We start from the raw sequence: 18,512 nt of genomic DNA on the forward strand, positions 1-18,512 counted from the left end.
AGCCGGCAGGCCAGTCCCCTAGTTACCTTCGTTGACGATGGTTCCGCCCAGCCACTCCTGGACCTGGTCCGGGGCCTCCGTGCCGACAATCCAGTTCTTTCCGACATTGATGGTGTCCCCGGTGTAGGTCTTCCTTGCCGCCAGTTCACTGTCGAGGGAAGCGCCGTTGGCGTAGATCCCCAGGCCGATTTCGCCGCAGCTCCCTGAAGCGGACGCGTATTTGAAGCGGTTGTGAACCATCACCTCGGGGCATTCAAACCCCGGCGGCTTCGAGTGCCTCGCGCAACTCGCCGACGGTCTCGAACGTTCCGCCGTCAGCCGGCGGCTCCTCCCCGGGTCCGGAGGCCCACGGTCCGCTGCACGCCGACAGGATTCCGGCCAGGATCACTGCACCGATGGACGTGGCAACGTTCTTTTTTGCCACAATTCCCCCCATTGTTTGCTGTCATTTCACCCCAACAGGGCCGTCATCGGGACCGCTCCGCCAGCCGCGGCCCCTCCCGGCTCGGCTCCTTTCACGGTCCGCGCCCTGCACTCCGGTTAGTGACGTCATCAAAAAAAACTTTCGTGATCTGTGATCACATATCTAGACAGCGTGCATTTTGCTTACTAAAGTGACGTGCAGCACACGGCGCAAATGATGGCACAGCCGGTGCCAACACCAAGCAATCCAGCATCTCCTCCACGTCACAGCCACAGCTGTACGCGCCTTCCAGGGCGGATGCGTCCGCTAGTCAAAGGAAAAAACAATGGGCCTAAGCTTCGGCACAAAAGCTCCTCCAACTGCGCTCTCCGGTGAGGTGGTTGTTACCGGCCTCGGTAAGAGTTACGGCGCAGCACGCGTGTTGTCGGACGTGAATCTTGCGATGAACGAGGGCGAGGTTGTCTCGATTATTGGCCCATCCGGCGCGGGCAAGAGCACGTTCCTGCGGTGCCTTAACTACCTTGAGGTGCCCACGGAGGGCGAAATCTCCATCGGCGGCGCCCATGTGGTGGCCGGGGGGAAGCTGCCCGACAAGGCAAGCCTTGACCACCTCCGGCGCGTGACCGGAATGGTGTTCCAAAGCTTCAACCTCTTCCCGCACCTGACGGTGATGGACAACATCACCCTGCCCCAGCGCAAGGTGCTGGGCTCCAGCAAGGAACAGGCGCAGGCGGTTGCAGAGCGGCTACTTAAACGTGTTGGGCTGCCGGACAAGGCCAAGGCCTACCCCGCCCGGTTGTCAGGTGGGCAACAACAACGCATCGCCATCGCCCGCGCCCTGGCGCTGTCGCCGAAGGTCATGCTCTTCGACGAGCCAACCTCAGCACTTGATCCCGAGATCGGCCTCGAAGTCCTGGCAGTCATGCGCGACCTCGCAGACGAAGGCATGACCATGCTCGTGGTCACCCACGAGATGCACTTCGCCCGGGACGTCTCGGACCGGATCATGGTGATGGGCAACGGCGGTGTCCTGGAGATCGGGCCCAGCGAACAGGTGATGTCGGACCCGCAGAACGAGCGCACCCGGCAGTTCCTCAAGGCAGTGCTGGACAGGTGAGGCGTCGATGATCACCCAGCTCCTGTCCTCGATTGCCCAAGGCGTCGGGCTTACCCTGTACGTCACGGCCGCGTCCCTGGTCATCGGCGGCGTGATCGGCCTGGTCCTGGTCGGTGCAACCCGCTCCCCCATCGCCCTCATCCGGAGCATCGCCGGCCTTTACATCAACGTGGTCCGGGTCATTCCACCGATCACGTGGCTGTTCCTGATCTACTTCGGGTTGCCCCAGTTCACGCTGAGGCTCACCACGATCCAGGCGGCAATCATCGGCTTTTCCATCATCGCCTCGGCGTTCATGGCTGAGATTTACCGGTCGGGGCTGTTGAGCATCCCTGATGGCCAGCGCGAAGCGGCCCATGCGCTGGGACTCAGCACTGTCACCACCGTGGGGCACATCATCACCCCACAGGCGTTCCGGGTCGCGCTTCCGGCCATCGCCACATACGGCATCGGCCTGTTGAAGGATTCAGCCCTGGCCTCCACCATCGGCGTCCGCGAAATCACCTACTACGCCCAGCAAAGCGCAAAGCAAACGCACGAGGGCCTCCTGTCCTTCGTCGTCGCCGGGCTCCTCTACATCGTGATCAGCCTCATCGTCGCCCTCGTTGCACGCCGGGTCGACCTGACGCTGCGCCGGAAGATCGGGGTGGCGTGATGGATCTGCTCACCCAATGGCTTGGTTGGCTGCCCAACCTCGCGCCTGGACTGGGGGTCAGCCTCCAGCTGACCGGACTGTCCCTGCTCTTCGGATTCCCCCTCGGGTTGCTGTTCGCCGTGATGGCAGCATCCAAGGTCGCCCTCCTGCGGTGGATCTCCTTCCTGTTCGTGGAGATCGGCCGCGGCCTGCCCGCCCTGGTGCTGCTGTACCTTCTCTACTTCAGCCTTCCCGACGCCGGCATCACGCTGACCTCTCTGACCACGGCGATCATTGCCCTGACCTGGAACACCGGCGCCTACGCCTCGGAGTACTTCCGCGCCGGACTTGCCGCTGTCCCCCTGGGGCAGAAGGAAGCAGCACTCACCTCAGGACTCCGCGGCTGGGCGGGATTCCGGCTGATCATCCTGCCCCAGGCCCTCCGCATTTCCACTCCTCCCCTGGCCGGGCTCGCCGTCCTGGTCTTCCAGGGCAGCGCCCTGGCCTTCGTGATCGCGGTACCCGAACTGATGTCCAAAGCCTTCGAAATCGGCTCCATCACCTTTGAATACCTCAGCGTCTACGTCCTCACCGCAGTGGTCTACGGATCCATCACCCTCGTCTTCCTCGCCCTCGTCCGGGTGCTCGAATGGCGCCTTGGCCGCCACCTGCAACGCAACTGAAACCCACGCTGAACCCCACCCCCGAACCACACTGCTTCATCACACACCCCGGGCCACCAGCCCATTCCCACAACAAAGGAAAACCATGATGCGACCATCCCGTACCCTCGTGCGCGCACTTTCGGCCAGCACCGCCGCCGGCCTGCTCGCCATCTCACTCAGCGCCTGCGGCGGATCCGAATCCGCCGGCGGCAGCTCCGACTGCAAGCCGGCCCACGAAGGGCTTAAGACAATCAACGACGGCGAACTCACGGTCGCCAGCTACGATTACGCACCGGCCACCATCCTCGACGGCGACAACGTCACCGGCATGGAGGGCGACCTGATAAACGAGATCGCCAGGCTCGAATGCCTCAAAGTCACCGTCAGCACCTCGGGCGGCGCCGGCGCCGTCATCCCTTCAGTACAGACCAAACGTGTGGACATCGGCTCGGGCAACTGGCTACGCACCAAGGAACGGACCAAGATCGTCTACCTCAGCACGCCACTGTGGAGCGATCCGCAGGCGATTGTTTCGACCAAGGGCATCACCAGCGACGACCTGGACGGCAAAATTGTCGGATCGGTGGCCGGCAACCTCTGGAACGACAGCATGAGCAAATGGCTGGGCGATAAATTCAAGATCTACCAGGATGACGAGTCCATCTACTCCGACCTCAAGGCCGGCCGGATCGACGCCCTGGTGGCATCATCGGCATCCGCCAAGTACCGGTTCAAGGATGCACCCATCGAAGGTGCCAAAGTCATCGACGTCAAGCCCAACGCCAATGTCCCCCAGTTCGCTGCAGTGGGCCAGGTGATGCTGCCGTCCAGCCTCGAGAACGACGCGTTCGGCAAAGCCCTGGACGCGGACATCCAGACGCTCCGCGACAACGGCACCATCAAGAAGATCCTGGACAAATACGGCATTGACGCCTCAGTCGGCGAACCAGGGGCACCCAGCGAGCTCTAACGCCGTCGTCATCCTTCAATGCGGCGCCGGCTCACCTGAGCGGCGCCGCACTGAAGGTATCCCGGAGACCGGGAGGTCCCGGGACTGAAAACTTTCTACGCAAGCAAGGGAGCATGCACATGAGCGGAACCATTGTGGTGGGTGTCGACGGCAGCGAGACGGCCAGGAAAGCAGCTGAGGCTGCGCGGGACCTTGCCACGGCGCTGGGTGCAACACTCCATGTGGTCTCGGCCTTCGACGCTGACCGTTCCGGGGTCTTCGGCAGCGGCAGCAACCAATGGCTGGTCTCCGACGCCGACAAGGCCGAACATGTCGCCAGGGCCGTAGCCGACACCTTGGGCGGTGACATCAACATCACCTACGCAGCATCCCGGGGCAGGCCCGCGGATGCCCTGATCCGGGAAGCGATCAGCAAGGAAGCCCGGCTCATCGTGGTGGGCAACCGCAGGATGCACGGGATCGGACGCGTCCTGGGAAGCGTCGCCAACAGCGTGGCCCACAACGCCCCGTGCGACGTCTACATCGCCAACACCTACGACGCCGCCTGATGTGATCCACCTAATTTCCAGAAGGAGCGACTATTGCATGACGTAATCGTTGTTGGGGCCGGCGCCGCCGGGCTCGGCACTGCGTATTACCTCCGGGACTCGGGCCTGGACGTTCTGGTCCTTGAGGCCGGGCAGGACATCGGCGGCCGGTCCCACACTGTGCAGCTCGCCGGGACACCGGCGAATTCCGGGGCGATGTTCGTGTACAAGGGGACAAACACGGAAAAGCTTGTCCATGAGCTGGGCATCGAGACTTCTCCCTTCCTCCCCACGACGTACGGTATCCACGTCAACGGCAGGACCGTCGTCTCCCGGTCCAATGCGGACGTGGTGGCCGGCCTCAACCTCACCGAACCTGAAAAGGCCGAACTGATGACGTTCATCGATACCTCCCTCGCGGAGTACCAGGACTACATCAGCGGCACGACAACCGCCGGCCAGCTTCACCGGCTGTCGGACGAGACGGTGGCGAAAAGAATCGCCGGACTCCTGCCGGCAGTACGCGCAATCATTGCCACGGCCATTCGGGGAGGTGCCGTCGGCGACCCGGCGAACCTCTCGGCGAAATATGCGATGCGCTACTTTGCCAGCTACCTCGCCCGGGAAACGGACAACCGGCTGTACGCAGCCAAGGGCATGCAGGAGATACCACGGGCGATGCTTCGCCAATTGCCCGCTGGCACCGTCCGGTGCAGTTCCCGGGTAACTGGCGTGGCTCCGCTCCAGGACCGGGCCGGGTATGCAGTGTCCGTTGCAGGCGACTCCGGTGGACCGGAACTGACTGCCAAACACGTGGTCCTGGCCGTGCCCGCCCCGGTGGTCGCCGACCTCATCAGTGACTTGCCGGAATGGAAGACGTCCTCACTGGACAGGGTGGCCTGTCCGGGAAGCACCACGCTGAAACATCGTGGCCGACATCGAGGGGCTGCCCGAATTCAGGGAATGGGCCTTCGTGGTTACAGTCGGGATGCCCTTCGACGCCATCATCAATCCCGTACCGGGTGGCAGCCCGGAGGCCTTCGGGAAGGACATCCTCCAGCTCACGTGCTACGGCAATTCCTCGGGCTACCTGCCGGGCTTCGGCAACGATGAGGAAATGATCGATCAATGGATGGAGCACGTGTACACGGTGGCGCCCCAGCTCCGTGGCCGGGTCCTCGGGGTACACGGTCAAACGTGGCAGCACTGCTTTGCCCTGCTCAGTCCGGACCGGGCGGGAGCCTTGCCCGAACTCCAGCGTTCCATCGGCTCACTGCATTTCGCCGGTGACTACACCTCGGAGACTGCCGGCACGCACGGCGCGTATGCCGAGGCGGAACGGGTGGCAGCGCTGATCCGGGCTGAACTGGAGTCCGTTTCCTAGCGGTACCACGCCGGACCCTGCCAACACGCTCCGCCTTTAGCCCTCGCACTCGCTGCAGTACGAATGGCCGTTGCTTTCCCGCGCCAGCTGGGAGCGGTGGCGGACCAGGAAACAGGAGTAGCAGGTGAATTCGTCCGCGCCCTGCGGAATGACCTGTACGGTCAGTTCCTCGGAGACGATTTCTCCGCCGGGGGTCAGCCCTTCGTCCAGTGCGTCCGCTTCGTCCAACTGGGTGACCACGCTGCGGGCGTCGGGGGCGTTGGCGGATTGCAACGCCTCCAGGGAACGGTCCTGGGACTCCTTGACGTCGGAGCGGACCTCGTCATAATCGGTTGCCACGGATGCATCTCATTTCTCTTGCGGGCTGCTCACTTGACGTGTCTCCAACGTGCGCCGCTGCTCCGTTGTTCCCGGACAGGTCAACGCACCTAGAGTTCAATCCATGGCTTCCACGAATTTCCGTCCGCAGTACATCTCCTTTGACTGCTACGGCACGCTGATTAACTTCCAACTCGATGCAACCACCCGGCACGTCCTCTCGGGCCGGCTTGCACAAGAGCAGTGGCCTGCCTTCAAGGCGATGTTCAGGGGTTACAGGTATGACCAGGTGTGCGGGGACTACTACGCGTACGAACAGGTCCTGGAGGATGCTTTCAACAGGGTCTGCAGAAGGTGGGGCTTGGAACCCACCGAGGGGGCCGGGGCCCGGTTCGGCGACGCCGTCCGGGGTTGGGGGGCGCACGACGACGTCCCCCGGCCGCTGGAGATCATGGGCCGGAACTACCCGCTGGTCATCCTCTCCAACGCCGACCACAGCTTCCTCGACATCAGCGTTCCACGCCTCGGCGCGACGTTCCACGCGGTGTATTCCGCGGAACAGGCAGGGGCCTACAAGCCGAGGTACCAGGCCTTCGAGTTCATGCTTGATTCCCTTGCTGCCTCACCGGAGGACTTCCTGCACGTGTCCTCCCACACCCGGTACGACCTGATGCCAGCCCACGACCTCGGTTTCACCAACACGGTGTACTTCGACCGCGGCCTACGACCCCCACAGCCCCGGTTACAACTACACCACCGTCCGGTCGCTGGATGAGCTCAACGGGCAACTGGGCCTGTAGACCGTGCCCGGCAACCGCAAACGGCCGGTCGTCGCCGTCCTGTACCGTGAGGAACTTCCGCCCCGCGTCCACGACATCGAACAGCTGGCAGAAGTCCGTGCCGTGACCGCGGATAAGCTGGCGGATGCCTTGACGGGAGCCGACGTCCTGTACCAGTGGCACTCGTTCTCACCGGCGTTGCGGGACAACTGGCAGGCAGCCTCCTCCCTGCAGTGGATCCACGTTTCCGCCGCCGGCGTTGACCAGCTGCTGTTCGACGAACTGGTCCGCAGCGACGTTACCTATACAAATTCCAGGGGCGTGCTCAGCCGCGCCATTGCAGAATTTACCCTGGGTTTCGTCCTGGACATCGCCAAGGACGCGCAGGGTTCGTTCCTGCTGCAACAGCAGAAGCTATGGCAGCACCGGGTCACCCGGAAGATCCAGGGCCGGCGTGTGCTGGTGGTGGGTACCGGCTCCATCGGCCGCGAGATCGCGCGACTGTTACGCGCCGTGGGGATGGACGTGAGCGGAGCCGGGCGCAGCAGCCGGCCCGGGGATTCGGACTTCAGTGACATCCACAGCTCAGGAAACCTGGCAGGCGTGGTGGGCAGCTTCGATTTCGTGGTGCTTGCCGCTCCCTTGACCCCGGCCACCCGCGGAATGATCGGCACGGAGGTGCTTGCCGCGATGAAACCTTCGGCCCATGTCATCAACGTCGGGCGGGGCGAACTTATCCAGACCGACGCCCTGGTACACGCTCTCACCAGCGGAGGCATCGCCGGGGCTGCCCTCGACGTGGTCCATCCGGAGCCCCTTCCCGTGGGGCATCCCCTGTGGAGCATGCGGAACGTGACCCTCACGCCCCATATGAGCGGTGACACCGAGGCTTACCTGGAGGATCTGGCCGAACTGTTCGTCCGCAACCTGCAGCGGTTCGTCCAGGGCGACCCCCTGATGAATGTGGTAGACAAATCGCTGGGCTTTGTTCCCTGACGGGTTTGCGGCGCGGAACGTCAGCCGTGTTACTCCCCATCCGGGACCCCGGTTTCCCACCGGGCAAAAGGTTAGGCTAACCTAAACCGTCTTCGTTTCTTCTGCCCAACCCGTTCGGGCACTTCTTCAGGCGGTTCCAGTGCGCAAACTCGGCCAACTTTCAGCGATGGGGCTTGCCGCCCTCACGGCCCTCACAGGCTGCGGACTCAGCGGCGGCGGGACAGGTGCCGCCAGCAAGGTGGCCGACACCAACCAGCGGATCGTCGTCGACAACTTCCGGGCGCCCGTGGCCAACTGGGCCCTGGAATCGGATGCCGCGTACATCCTGTCCCTCTCGGGTTGCCTTGAAACACTGACGAAGTACGACTCCGCCCAGGGGAAGGTTGTTCCCTTCCTGGCCACCAAGTGGAAGCAGGCTTCGCCGCTGGAATGGGACTTCACCATCCGAGACGGAGTCAAGTTCCAGGACGGCACGGACCTCACCGCCGAATCGGTGGCGGCGTCCCTCACGTCCGTCCTCAACGCCAAAGTACCCGCCCGTGCGTTCAGCCCCAGCATTGTCAGCAAGGTAGAAGCCAAAGACGCCAACACTGTACGGGTCACCACCCCCTCGGAGAGTCCGCTGGTGCCGTTCAGGCTGGCGAGTGTCAACACCGGCATCCTTGCTCCCGCTGCCTATCAGGGCGCCACCGTGGATCCGTTCGGGCACTGCACCGGCCCGTTTACTCCGGTATCCGAGAAAGCAAAGCAGTCGCTCACTCTTGACCGCAACGGGAACTACTGGGGCGGGGACGTCCAGCTGGCCGGGGCCGAAGTACGGTTCATCACCAACGGCGCCACCCGGGCCACCCAGGTCCAGACCGGCGAGGCGGACATCGCCCTCTCCATTCCGGCGTCAGCCCTGTCCTCCCTGGAGAGCGCCCCTGAAGTTTCGGTCCTCAAGGCGGACTCCCCGCGGACTGCCACGCTCTACATGAACAACGGCCGCGCCCCTTTCAACAACGTTGACTTCCGCAAGGCACTCCGCTCCGCCCTGGACCTTGAGGCGCTGGCCGCCAGCGTCTACGAAGGCGCCGCACTGCCCGCGGCTGGCCCGTTCGCACCCTCCGAGCCTTGGGCGGGTCCGGCCACCGCACCACAGCAGAATGTAGAGGAAGCCAAGAAACTGCTTGAGGCGGCGGGGTACACGGCAGACAGGCCGCTGGAGATCATCGCCATCGTTGAACGGGCCGAATTCGCGGACGTCGCCACCGTCATCCAGGACAACCTCAAAGCGATTGGCGTCCCGGTCAGCATCCAGGCCAAGGAATACGCTTCCGCTGAGCCGGACGTCCTGGCCGGGAACTACGACATGATCCTCAGCCAGCGGAACCGGCTGATCGACATCGCCGATCCCATTGGCTTCCTCACCGCCGACTACACCTGCAAAGGCACCTACAACCTGAGCCACTTCTGCAACCAGGACTATGACGAGGTCATCGCGCAGGCGGCCCGGACGTCCAGCACCGAAGACCGCTACAAGCTGTACGCGAAAGCCGGCGAAATCCTGGACGCAGAAGCCGTCAACCTCTGGCTGGTCAATGAGCAGGCAACGGATGCCCTGCGCAGCAGCGTCCTGAACTACGTGCAGGATCCCCTGTCCCGGTACGTGCTGACGGCCCAGACGGCTAAGTCCGCGTCCTAAGGACCGGTCCAAGACCTTCGGACCAGCAGCATGCTCACCTTTCTCGCGAAGCGGACAGCGACCCTCGTGGCCGCCGTCCTGCTGTCGTCCTACGCCGTCTTCCTTATCCCCTACGTGACACCGGGCGATCCCGTCCGGAAGATCATCCGTTCCCGCGTCGCCGGGGACGTGGTGGATGATTCCACCGTCAAGGCCCTGAGTGAAAGCCTGGGGCTTCAGGACCCGTTGCCCATCCAGTACCTTCGGTGGCTCGGCGACTTCTTCACCGGCGACATGGGCCTGTCCCATGTCAGCCGCACACCCGTGGCGGACCAGGTCATCCCCGCGCTGGGAATCACCCTCAGCCTGGTGATCGTTGCCCTGGGCACCGCCGTCCTGGTCTCGCTGCCGCTGGGCATCATCGCAGCGCTCAGGCAGGGCGGCAAGGTGGACAAGCTGATCACCACCATCACGCAGTCCTTTATTGCCATGCCCGAGTACTGGCTGGCGCCGCTCCTGGTCCTGGTCTTCGCCCTGAAGCTTTCGCTGCTTCCGTCGGCAGGGTGGAGTACGCCCGCCTCGATGGTGTTGCCGGCAGCCACACTGGCCCTGAGGCCCATCAGCTTCTTCACTTCGGCCGTCCGCTCCGGGGTGATAGACGCCCTTGAGGCCGAACACATTCCGGCCGCCAGGGCACGCGGCCTGAGCCGGACGCAGACCATCCTCCACCACGTGGTGCCCAATGGTCTTGTCCCGCTGTCCACGCTCTTTGCCGTCTGGTTTTGCCGGGCTCCTGGGCGGTTCGGTCATCGTTGAGGTCATCTTCGCCATCCCGGGCATGGGGCGGTTGCTCTACGACGCCGTCATCAACAGCGACATCCCGCTGGCGCAAGGCGGCGTGGTGTTAGTGGTGGGACTCGCCGTGGCCATCACCACCCTGGCCGACTTCCTGCACCGGATCCTCAGCCCCAAGGTGGGAGGCACCCTTGCGTAAATGGCCTGCAATCGACGCTGCCGCCGTCGTGATCCTCATCCTCGCGGTAGCCGCCGTTGCGGCGGCCCCCTGGCTGGCGCCCTTTCCCCCTGACGAGCAAAATCTCGCCGCCCGCCTGGCAGCTCCGGGAGGCGCCCACCCGCTGGGAACGGACCACCTGGGGCGGGACACCCTGAGCAGACTGCTCGACGGCGGGCGCTTCTCCATGCTGGTGGCGGCGCTGGCCACGGTCCTCACCGGAGTCATCGGACTGTCCATCGGCATCCTCAGCGCCCGGCGCAAAGGCTGGCTAGATGAGTTCTTTACCCGCACCAACGATGTCCTGCTTGCCCTTCCCGAAATGGTGGTGGCGCTCTTCATTGTGGCTGCCATGGGTACCGGCTTCACCTCTTTGCTGGTTGCCCTGACGGTGACGGGATGGACGCCGTTCGCCCGGCTTGCCCGCACCCTGGCCTACGACGTGTCGGCACGGGGATTTGTCGAGGCAGCGCGCGTGGTGGGCTGCCCGCCGTCGTTCATTATCTTCCGCCATGTCCTCCCCCATCTGGCCGCTCCCATGCTGGGGCAGGCAACGCTTCGGTTCGGGCAACTGCTCATCAGCGTGGGTGCACTGTCCTACCTGGGACTTGGGGTGCAGCCGCCGCAGTCGGACTGGGGCTCCATGCTTGCGGCGGCTCAGCCATACGCGGAACGGGCCCCGTGGGGAATCCTGGCGCCCGGCCTCGCCATCTTCGTCATCGCTTTGTGCGTCACCCTCATCGGGCAGCGCGCGGCCCGCCGGGCAGCAGATCCGATCGACGCAATCGTGACAGAGGGCCAGCATGCCTGAGCTTGTCATCGAGAACCTGTCAGTGGGCGGACCCGGACACACGGTGCTGTCCGGGGTCAGCCTGACGGTCCGGCCAGGTGAGTTCGTGGCGCTGGTGGGCGGCTCGGGTTCCGGCAAGACCATGACGGCCCGGTCAGTGCTGCAGCTGCTGCCTCCGGCCTTGGGCGTGCAGCAGGGCTCCATCCGATTGGGCGGGCAGGAGCTTACGACGGCGTCCGAGACTGAGCTGAACCGCGTCCGCGGCGGCCGGTTGGGAATGCTCTTCCAGCAGCCCAAGAAGATGTTTAACCCGAACAGGACCATCCGCAAGCATCTCCTTGAGCCGCTGAAGCTCCATGGCGGACTTCGCGGCAGGGCGGCCGAGGCAAAAGTGCTGGACCTCCTGGCCGAGGTCGGCTTCGAAAATCCGGAGTGGGGCGCCCGCGCCTACCCCCACCAGCTCTCGGGTGGCATGGCCCAGCGGGCCATGACGGCGATGGCCCTGGCCGGCCAGCCGGAGATCCTCCTGGCGGATGAGCCGACGTCGGCCCTGGACAAAGTCCTGGAGCAGCAAGTCCTGGAACTGCTGGACCGGGAAAGGATCCAGCGCGGACTGGGAATCCTCTACATCACCCATAACCTGGCCTCCGTGGCGGCGTTTGCGGACAGGGTGATGGTGATGCAGGACGGGAAGATCGTGGAATCGGGAACCACGGAGTCCGTGCTGCGGAACCCCCAGACCGGCTATACCCGGAAACTCCTGGAAGCATCCAGCCTGGCTCCGTCCGGCACGTTGGACACCGCCGGCGGGCAACCCGATGTGCTGACCCTGGCCAATGTCTGCAAACAATTTGGTTCCGGGCGGCGCCGGGGACGACCGGCCTTGGATGATGTCTCCCTCACCCTGAAGCGCGGCGAGATTCTTGGCGTGCTGGGCCAGTCGGGCTCCGGGAAGAGCACCCTGGCCCGGGCCATTGTGGGACTGGAGACCATCAGTGGTGGAACCATGAGCCGGGCGTTGTCGCCCGGGGCCGGCGATGCACCAACAGCCGTTCAAATGGTGTTCCAGGAACCGCATGACTCCTTCGATCCGCGGATGACCCTCCAAGCCAGCCTGGAGGCGCCCCTGAGGCGCGGACTTGATCCGGTGGAGCGCAGCCGGCGGCTTGGGCAAGTCATGGAGGACGTCGAGCTCGATCCGGCGTTGCTGGACCGGCGCCCCGGGGACTGCTCAGGCGGTCAGCTGCAGCGCGCCACCATCGCGCGGGCCCTGCTGATGGAACCGGAGGTGCTCATCTGCGACGAAGCGACTTCGGCGCTGGACGCGCTGACCCAGCGGACCATCCTGGACCTGCTGCAGCGGCTCAACCGCAAACGGGGCCTGTCCCTGATGGTCATTACCCATGACATGGATGTAGTGCGGCACATGTGCGAACGGGTGGCGGTCCTCTATCAGGGGCGCCTCGTGGAACTCACCGACACCCACCGCTTCTTCGCCGACCCCCAGCATCCGCACAGCCAGGACCTTGTATCGGCCGCCATCCCCTGCCGCGGACTGCACCTTAAGCGGATGCGGGCGGCGGCTTCCGTCTGACCCGTGCCGGAGATGATGCCCCGGCCGGGTCTATTTCAGGGTGCCGGTTACCGTTGCGTAGGTGACCGCTTTGTCCTTGACGCGGCGGATGTAGGCGTCGGACTGGTTGTACGAGTAGATGGCCTGCGTCCACCCCTGGGAGGTCCGCAGGTCACGGCCGTGGAGGCAGAGATAGGTGGCAGCGCTGACGGCAGCGTCGTCGATGTTGAAGGGGTCCGCCTTTCCATCGCCGTTGCCGTCACGGCCCACCAGCCGCCAGGTCGAAGGGATGAACTGCATGGGTCCGACGGCCCGGTCCCACCGGGCATCTCCGTCCAGTGCGCCGCCGTCGGTATCCGGAATGGCGGCGAATCCTTCGCCGTCGAGGCTAGGGCCCACAATGGCGCCGCCAGCCTGCCCATCCATGTCCAGGCTGCCGCCGCCGTGGGTCCCGTGCCCCGATTCCACGGAGCCGATGGCTGCCAGCGTGTTCCAGCCGATCCTGCAGGCCGGCGAAGAGCCGTTGGCTGAGGCGGCCGCGGCAACGTAGGCACGCAGGGCCCGGGAAGGGATGCCGGTCTGCGCGGCTGCATCCGTGAGCCACTGGGCATCCGGGCTGGCCGTGACGTTCACGGCCGTTGTCATGCCGGTACGCCCTGCATCGAGTTTCACTCCCGCCAACGGCGGCGGCGGGAGGAGCCGGCCGGCGTCCTCCGCACCGGACTGCCCGGCAACCCAGAACGAGAATGCGGTGCCCACGCAGATCAGGAACAGGCAGAGAACCACATAACGTCGAATACGGAGCACTGACCAATCAAACCATTCACCGCCGCCGATCAGTTCATCTGTACACATCAGTGGCGTCACCGTGGCTTGAGGGCGTTGGGTGGGGTATCTTGTTGCTACTCGTGGTTGAGCAGCCAGCCCGCATAGTGCGTGCAAGGGAGCCCCGTGAGTTCTACCCCAACCATCAATGGTTCAGCGGTCCACGGCGCCCCCCTCCGTAGCTTTGCCCTGGAAACGGGCTAAAGACCACCTGTTGCACCGAGGATGCGGTAACAGGTGAGGGTGGCCCAATGCAGTTCCGGCCCCCGCCGTGGGCCGGTACCGGGATTGGGGGCCGGCCCACGGTCCACCCGCGAAGGACACTGCGGCCCGGAACAAGAGGGCGCGACGGCGGCGGGAGGGTTCGCGTCCGCGCGCTTAAGTTCTCGGAGGCGTCGGGCATGACATCCCGGGACTCACCGCTCGATGGATCATTCCCGACAGCAGCCGCAGGATTGGCGGACCTGGAGGTCGGCGGGGAAGATGAGGTGTTCGGGGGTGTTGCCGCGGCCCGTTCCGATGAGGGCGTTCACTGCGGCTTCGGCCATAGCCTTTGCCGGCTGCCTGACCGTGGTCAGCGGCGGCCAGCTGTACTCCGCTTCCGCCGAACCATCGAAGGACGCCAACGCCATATCCTTCGGCACGGACAGGCCCGCCTCGTGCAGCGCCCGCAGGATCCCCACGGCCTGCAGGTCCGACGTTGCGAAAATCGCCGTGGGCCGCTCCGCCCCGGCCAGCAGGCGCTTGCCCGCAGCATAACCGCCCTCCCGCGTGAACGGCGTCCGCACAATCGGGCCCTCCGGCAGGCCCGCCCCGGCCAGGGCCTGCAACCAGCCCTCCTCCCGGCCGTCATAATAATTGCCCGTGTTCGTCCCCATCGCCAACGCAATCCGCGTGTGCCCGTGGCCGATCAGATGCTCCACCGCAGCCCGTGCACCGGCCACCAGGTCCACCCCCACACTGTTAAACCCCGGCGCCTCGGCACTGTGGTTCAACAACACCACCGGGACCTCCGCCGACTCGAAATCCGCCGCGCCGGGCTCCATCAACACACTCGAGACGATCACACCATCCACCTGCCGCGCCGCAAGGTTACGCACGTTCCGGCGCTCCTTGGCCACGTTCCCGTCCGAGTTGGTCAGCACCAGGGCATAGCCACGCTCGGCCGCGGCCTCTTCCACCGCGTGGGCCAGCAACGAAAAGAACGGGTTGCTGTTATCCGGAATGACCAGCCCGATGGTCTCACTGGAGCCCAGCTTCAACGCCCGCGCCGCAGCATTGGGCCGGTACCCCAACCGGCGGATGGCATCCTGGACCTTCGCCTCAGTAGCCGGCGCCACCCGCTTCGGACCACCATTAACCACATAACTCACCACGGCAGTACTCACACCGGCGAACCGCGCAACATCCTTACGCGTCACAGGCCCCCGGGGCCCCGGCACAGCCGACATGGTCATGCTTGTTAAGGGTTGGCCGGGGCGTCGCCGAAGTCGCGGATGGGAAGCCGCGCCCCGTTCTGCTGCGCTGAGGCGTGGGCGACGATACCGGGAAGGGTGAAGCGTGCGGCTACCCAGGCGTTGACCGGGGGCAACGTTCCCTCATTGACGGCGGTGACGAAGTCGTCCACCAGGAAGTGGTGGCTGCCCTCGTGCCCGTTGGGGGCGCCGCGGAACTCTTCCGGCAGCCGGTCCGCGTCGTGCACGGGAGCAAGCCCTGATACGAACGCGTCACGCAGTTCGGGTGCCACGTTGGCCAGGGACGGATCGTCCAGCGGAATGCTGGGCCGCGTCTCCATCTGCCCGGAGATGTCGTGGACGTCCTTCTTGTCCTGCCATACCGTGACTTTGGCGAGCTGTTCGAAGCTGGCCTCGGTTCCGAAGAAGCGGAACCGGGACTCCCGGATGTGGGAGGGGTAGCCCACGCGGCGCATTTCATTGGTGCGCATCACGCCGCCGTCGTTCAATTCAAAGAGGGCCGTGGCGTTGGAGAAGTCGTTGCCGAACATGCTGATGTCCTTGTTGAAGACGCCGTCATTGCGGTCGTCCTTTACGCCGAAGCAGCTGACGCTGACGGCATGCGACGGAAGGGCGCCGAGGACGCCGCCGATGGCGTGCGTGGGGTACAGCATGGGCGGGTAGCTGGCCGTTTCCTTCCAGCGGTCGCCGCCGCTGTACTGGTAGGCGTCGTAGAAGCCCAGGTCCATGTCATGGACGTAGTCACCTTCCGAATAGAAGATCCGCCCAAATTTGCCTGCGGCGTGTTGCTCGCGGGCGTAGACCGTGGCGGGGTTGTAGTAGCTGGTCTCCCCCATCATGTACACCAGGCCGGTTTCACGGACGGCTTCGATGATGCGGGCGATCTCGTCTTCCGTCACCGCCATGGGCACTGCCGAGTAGACGTGCTTGCCCGCGCGGAGGGCCTGCTCAACCAACGGACCGTGGGTCCAGCGCTGGGTGAAGATGGCCACGGCGTCAACATCGGAGGCCAGGAGGGCCTCGAAGTCCGGCTTCACTCCGGTGAGGTCGTAGCGGTCCACCGCCTCTGCAGCGCGTTCCGGGCGCTCGTCCACCACATACACCTCCTTGACGCCGGGGTGGAGGTTGAACAGGTGGGCAAACTGGCCGCCGAACTGGCCTGCGCCAACGATGCCGATTGAGAACGTCATTGTTTTCCTTCTGTGTGGAAGTGGGTGTGCGCCGGTGGCGGCGCGGAAGCAAGCAGGAATTCGGTAAACGTTTCCAGCCCTGCCACTGCTGGACTTTCAGTGGTCTACTCGAGTCAACAACTCCGCAACGCAAAAATCAAGCCGTTTTGGCGCAGAAATTAATCTCTTGCCTCACATGATCTACTCGTGTAGATTGCTGGGCAGGTTGTTAGGCACATCACACAATCAGGAAGGGTCGAAGATGACCACCCTTACCAGGAACCCCCGTTCGCGGGAGCAAAACCCCAAGCGAACACTGCTCAACCGGAAGCTGCCCGGCACCCGCAGCGACGTCAGGATTGCGCTGTTCTTCATCGCACCGGCCATGATCGGATTCGTCCTCTTCTACCTGGTGCCCACTATTCGCGGGATCTACCTCAGCTTCACGGAATACAACATCCTCGGAGATCCGGAATGGATCGGGTTGGAGAACTACCAGGCGATCGCCAAGGATCCCCTGTTTTGGAACTCACTGGCCGTCACCGGCCAGTACGTCATCCTGAACATCGCGCTGCAGACGTCCCTGGCACTGGGCCTGGCGCTGCTCATGCACCAGGTGGCAAAATCCACCATCATCCGGGGCGCACTGCTGCTTCCCTACCTGATGTCCAACGTCATTGCCGCCCTGCTGTGGTTCTGGATGCTGGACTACCAGATCGGCGTGGTGAACCAGTTCATCGAGTGGGCCGGGCTGCCCCGGGCGGCCTTCTTTGGCAGCGAGGAGTGGGCCATCCCCACGCAGGCGCTGATCAACACCTGGCGGCATATGGGCTACACCGCACTGCTGATCTTCGCCGGCCTGCAGTCCATCCCGGGCCACGTCTACGAGGTAGCCAAGCTGGACGGTGCGTCTGCATGGCAGACCTTCAGCAAAATCACCATCCCGCTGCTGCGTCCGGTTCTGGTACTGGTCCTGGTGGTCACCGTCATCGGTTCCTTCCAGGTCTTCGACACCGTCGCAGTGACCACAGGCGGCGGCCCGGTGAACGCCACCCGCGTCATCCAGTACTACATCTACCAGCGCGCCTTCACGGAGTCGGACTTCGGCTACGGATCGGCCATCGCCGTCATTCTCTTCCTCATCCTCGCCCTGGTGGCCTTCATCCAGATGAAGTTCCTCAAGGGCAACGAGTCGGACCTGGACTAAGGAGTCCTCCATGACCACCACCGCAAGCCGCGCGCCGCTGGCCAAGCCGGCCTCCCGCCGTCGTCCGTCCAAACGCCGCCCGTTCAATCCCCGCCGCGCCGGCGCCTGGGCCCTGCTGATCCTGGCCATCGCCGTCTCCGTCCTTCCCTTCCTCTGGGTGCTGCGGACCGCACTGTCCACCAACAACGCGCTGGCCACCAACGCCGGCAGCCTCCTCCCGGCAGAATTCACCTTCGGTGCCTTCAAGCGTGTTTTCGGCCTGCAGACTCCCGCGGAAGCCGTTGCCGAAGGCGGCTCGGGCGCCGCTATCGACTTCTGGATCTACCTCCGCAACTCCGTTGTCTTTTCCTCCATCACCACCGCCGGGGCCGTGTTCTTCAGCGCCATGGCCGCCTACGCTTTCGCCCGGCTCCGCTGGAAAGGCCGCAACGCCGTCTTCAGCCTCTTCCTCGGCACCATGCTGGTCCCGCCGATCTTCACGGCACTGCCAAACTTCCTGCTGATTAAGAACCTGGACCTGCTGAACACCATGCTCGGAATGGTCCTCCCCTACCTGTTCATGACCCCGTTCGCCATCTTCTTCCTCCGCCAGTTCTTCCTGAACATGTCCCGCGAGGTGGAGGAAGCGGCAATGCTCGACGGCGCCAAGCACCTCCGCATCTTCTTCCAGATTGTCCTGCCCAACGCCGCTGCCCCCATCGCCACCCTCGCCCTGCTCACCTTCATCGGCCAGTGGAACGAGTACTTCTGGCCGCTGCTGGTTGGTTCCCAGGATGACGTCCGTGTGCTCCAGGTGGGGCTCGGCGTCTTCAAATCGCAGTCCCCGCAGGGTGCTCCGGACTGGTCGGGCCTGATGGCAGCCACCCTCGTCTCGGCCCTTCCGGTCCTGGTCCTCTTCGCCGCCTTCGGCAAGAAGATCGTCAACTCCATCGGCTTTTCCGGCATCAAGTAATTTCCCTCTTTCCTCCCCCCACCTCGCGCGGG

Annotated in this window: 22 protein-coding genes; 16 read left to right on the forward strand and 6 right to left on the reverse strand. The window is 64.4% G+C overall.

Annotated elements, in window-relative coordinates:
• Positions 1-18 precede the first annotated feature (18 nt).
• Positions 19-243 (reverse strand): hypothetical protein, encoded by a 225-nt coding sequence (locus tag QE394_RS00150; RefSeq protein ID WP_268157763.1) that lies wholly within the window; start codon positions 241-243, stop codon positions 19-21.
• Between the two features lie 10 nt (positions 244-253).
• Positions 254-424, reverse strand: coding sequence for a hypothetical protein (locus QE394_RS00155; protein ID WP_349033441.1), 171 nt, complete (start codon positions 422-424; stop codon positions 254-256).
• A gap of 325 nt (positions 425-749) precedes the next feature.
• Here QE394_RS00155 and QE394_RS00160 point away from each other — a divergent pair, with 325 nt between their 5' ends.
• From QE394_RS00160 to QE394_RS00190, 7 genes are all read left to right on the forward strand, one after another.
• Complete coding sequence (locus tag QE394_RS00160; protein WP_349033442.1) at positions 750-1,541, forward strand: amino acid ABC transporter ATP-binding protein; 792 nt, start codon at positions 750-752, stop codon at positions 1,539-1,541.
• A 7-nt stretch (positions 1,542-1,548) separates the two neighbouring features.
• A complete protein-coding gene (locus tag QE394_RS00165) occupies positions 1,549-2,196 on the forward strand; it encodes an amino acid ABC transporter permease (protein WP_349033443.1) in 648 nt (215 codons plus the stop codon).
• Positions 2,196-2,858, forward strand: a complete 663-nt coding sequence (locus QE394_RS00170; protein WP_261619784.1) for an amino acid ABC transporter permease — start codon at positions 2,196-2,198, stop codon at positions 2,856-2,858. The genes QE394_RS00165 and QE394_RS00170 overlap by 1 nt, the downstream gene beginning before the upstream one ends.
• Positions 2,859-2,943: 85 nt before the next feature.
• On the forward strand, positions 2,944-3,810 hold the full coding sequence (locus tag QE394_RS00175; protein WP_349033444.1) for a transporter substrate-binding domain-containing protein: 867 nt from the start codon (positions 2,944-2,946) through the stop codon (positions 3,808-3,810).
• A gap of 119 nt (positions 3,811-3,929) precedes the next feature.
• Positions 3,930-4,358, forward strand: a complete 429-nt coding sequence (locus QE394_RS00180) for a universal stress protein (RefSeq protein ID WP_349033445.1) — start codon at positions 3,930-3,932, stop codon at positions 4,356-4,358.
• Positions 4,359-4,391: 33 nt separating this feature from the next.
• A complete protein-coding gene (locus QE394_RS00185; protein ID WP_349033446.1) occupies positions 4,392-5,450 on the forward strand; it encodes an FAD-dependent oxidoreductase in 1,059 nt (352 codons plus the stop codon).
• A 4-nt stretch (positions 5,451-5,454) separates the two neighbouring features.
• Entirely contained in the window at positions 5,455-5,721 is a 267-nt protein-coding gene (locus tag QE394_RS00190; RefSeq protein ID WP_349033447.1) for an FAD-dependent oxidoreductase, read from the forward strand.
• A gap of 36 nt (positions 5,722-5,757) precedes the next feature.
• On the opposite strand, the gene QE394_RS00195 is transcribed toward QE394_RS00190, so the two are convergent.
• Entirely contained in the window at positions 5,758-6,060 is a 303-nt protein-coding gene (locus QE394_RS00195) for a DUF4193 domain-containing protein (protein ID WP_056078803.1), read from the reverse strand.
• Positions 6,061-6,163: 103 nt separating this feature from the next.
• Between QE394_RS00195 and QE394_RS00200 the strand changes: the two genes are divergently transcribed.
• The 7 genes from QE394_RS00200 to QE394_RS00230 all read left to right on the forward strand — a co-directional run bounded on the left by QE394_RS00200 (position 6,164) and on the right by QE394_RS00230 (position 12,873).
• Positions 6,164-6,814, forward strand: coding sequence for a haloacid dehalogenase type II (locus QE394_RS00200; RefSeq protein ID WP_349033448.1), 651 nt, complete (start codon positions 6,164-6,166; stop codon positions 6,812-6,814).
• 28 nt (positions 6,815-6,842) lie between these two features.
• A complete protein-coding gene (locus tag QE394_RS00205) occupies positions 6,843-7,814 on the forward strand; it encodes a D-2-hydroxyacid dehydrogenase (protein WP_349033449.1) in 972 nt (323 codons plus the stop codon).
• A 166-nt stretch (positions 7,815-7,980) separates the two neighbouring features.
• Complete coding sequence (locus QE394_RS00210) at positions 7,981-9,498, forward strand: ABC transporter substrate-binding protein (RefSeq protein WP_349033450.1); 1,518 nt, start codon at positions 7,981-7,983, stop codon at positions 9,496-9,498.
• Positions 9,499-9,528: 30 nt separating this feature from the next.
• On the forward strand, positions 9,529-10,293 hold the full coding sequence (locus QE394_RS00215) for an ABC transporter permease (RefSeq protein ID WP_349033451.1): 765 nt from the start codon (positions 9,529-9,531) through the stop codon (positions 10,291-10,293).
• Positions 10,247-10,471 carry an ABC transporter permease subunit gene (locus tag QE394_RS00220; RefSeq protein ID WP_349033452.1) on the forward strand — a complete coding sequence of 75 codons (225 nt, stop codon included), beginning with the start codon at positions 10,247-10,249 and terminating at the stop codon, positions 10,469-10,471. Before QE394_RS00215 ends, QE394_RS00220 begins: the two co-directional genes overlap by 47 nt.
• Complete coding sequence (locus QE394_RS00225) at positions 10,464-11,300, forward strand: ABC transporter permease (RefSeq protein ID WP_261619721.1); 837 nt, start codon at positions 10,464-10,466, stop codon at positions 11,298-11,300. Before QE394_RS00220 ends, QE394_RS00225 begins: the two co-directional genes overlap by 8 nt.
• On the forward strand, positions 11,293-12,873 hold the full coding sequence (locus QE394_RS00230) for an ABC transporter ATP-binding protein (protein ID WP_349033453.1): 1,581 nt from the start codon (positions 11,293-11,295) through the stop codon (positions 12,871-12,873). The genes QE394_RS00225 and QE394_RS00230 overlap by 8 nt, the downstream gene beginning before the upstream one ends.
• Positions 12,874-12,903: 30 nt before the next feature.
• Here QE394_RS00230 and QE394_RS00235 read toward each other — a convergent pair whose 3' ends face one another.
• The 3 genes from QE394_RS00235 to QE394_RS00245 form a co-directional block, all read right to left on the reverse strand.
• On the reverse strand, positions 12,904-13,659 hold the full coding sequence (locus tag QE394_RS00235; RefSeq protein ID WP_349035352.1) for a lytic transglycosylase domain-containing protein: 756 nt from the start codon (positions 13,657-13,659) through the stop codon (positions 12,904-12,906).
• Positions 13,660-14,108: 449 nt separating this feature from the next.
• Positions 14,109-15,134 carry a LacI family DNA-binding transcriptional regulator gene (locus QE394_RS00240; protein ID WP_349033454.1) on the reverse strand — a complete coding sequence of 342 codons (1,026 nt, stop codon included), beginning with the start codon at positions 15,132-15,134 and terminating at the stop codon, positions 14,109-14,111.
• 5 nt (positions 15,135-15,139) lie between these two features.
• Positions 15,140-16,342, reverse strand: a complete 1,203-nt coding sequence (locus QE394_RS00245; protein ID WP_261620409.1) for a Gfo/Idh/MocA family oxidoreductase — start codon at positions 16,340-16,342, stop codon at positions 15,140-15,142.
• 241 nt (positions 16,343-16,583) lie between these two features.
• On the opposite strand from QE394_RS00245, the gene QE394_RS00250 reads away from it, so the two are divergent.
• Together QE394_RS00250 and QE394_RS00255 are read left to right on the forward strand one after the other, a co-directional pair.
• On the forward strand, positions 16,584-17,528 hold the full coding sequence (locus tag QE394_RS00250; protein ID WP_261620408.1) for a sugar ABC transporter permease: 945 nt from the start codon (positions 16,584-16,586) through the stop codon (positions 17,526-17,528).
• 10 nt (positions 17,529-17,538) lie between these two features.
• Complete coding sequence (locus QE394_RS00255) at positions 17,539-18,480, forward strand: carbohydrate ABC transporter permease (protein ID WP_056078768.1); 942 nt, start codon at positions 17,539-17,541, stop codon at positions 18,478-18,480.
• The last annotated feature ends 32 nt before the right edge of the window (positions 18,481-18,512 follow it).

Source organism: Pseudarthrobacter sp. SORGH_AS 212 (genome assembly GCF_030818145.1).
In the GTDB taxonomy this organism is placed as follows: Bacteria; Actinomycetota; Actinomycetes; order Actinomycetales; family Micrococcaceae; genus Arthrobacter.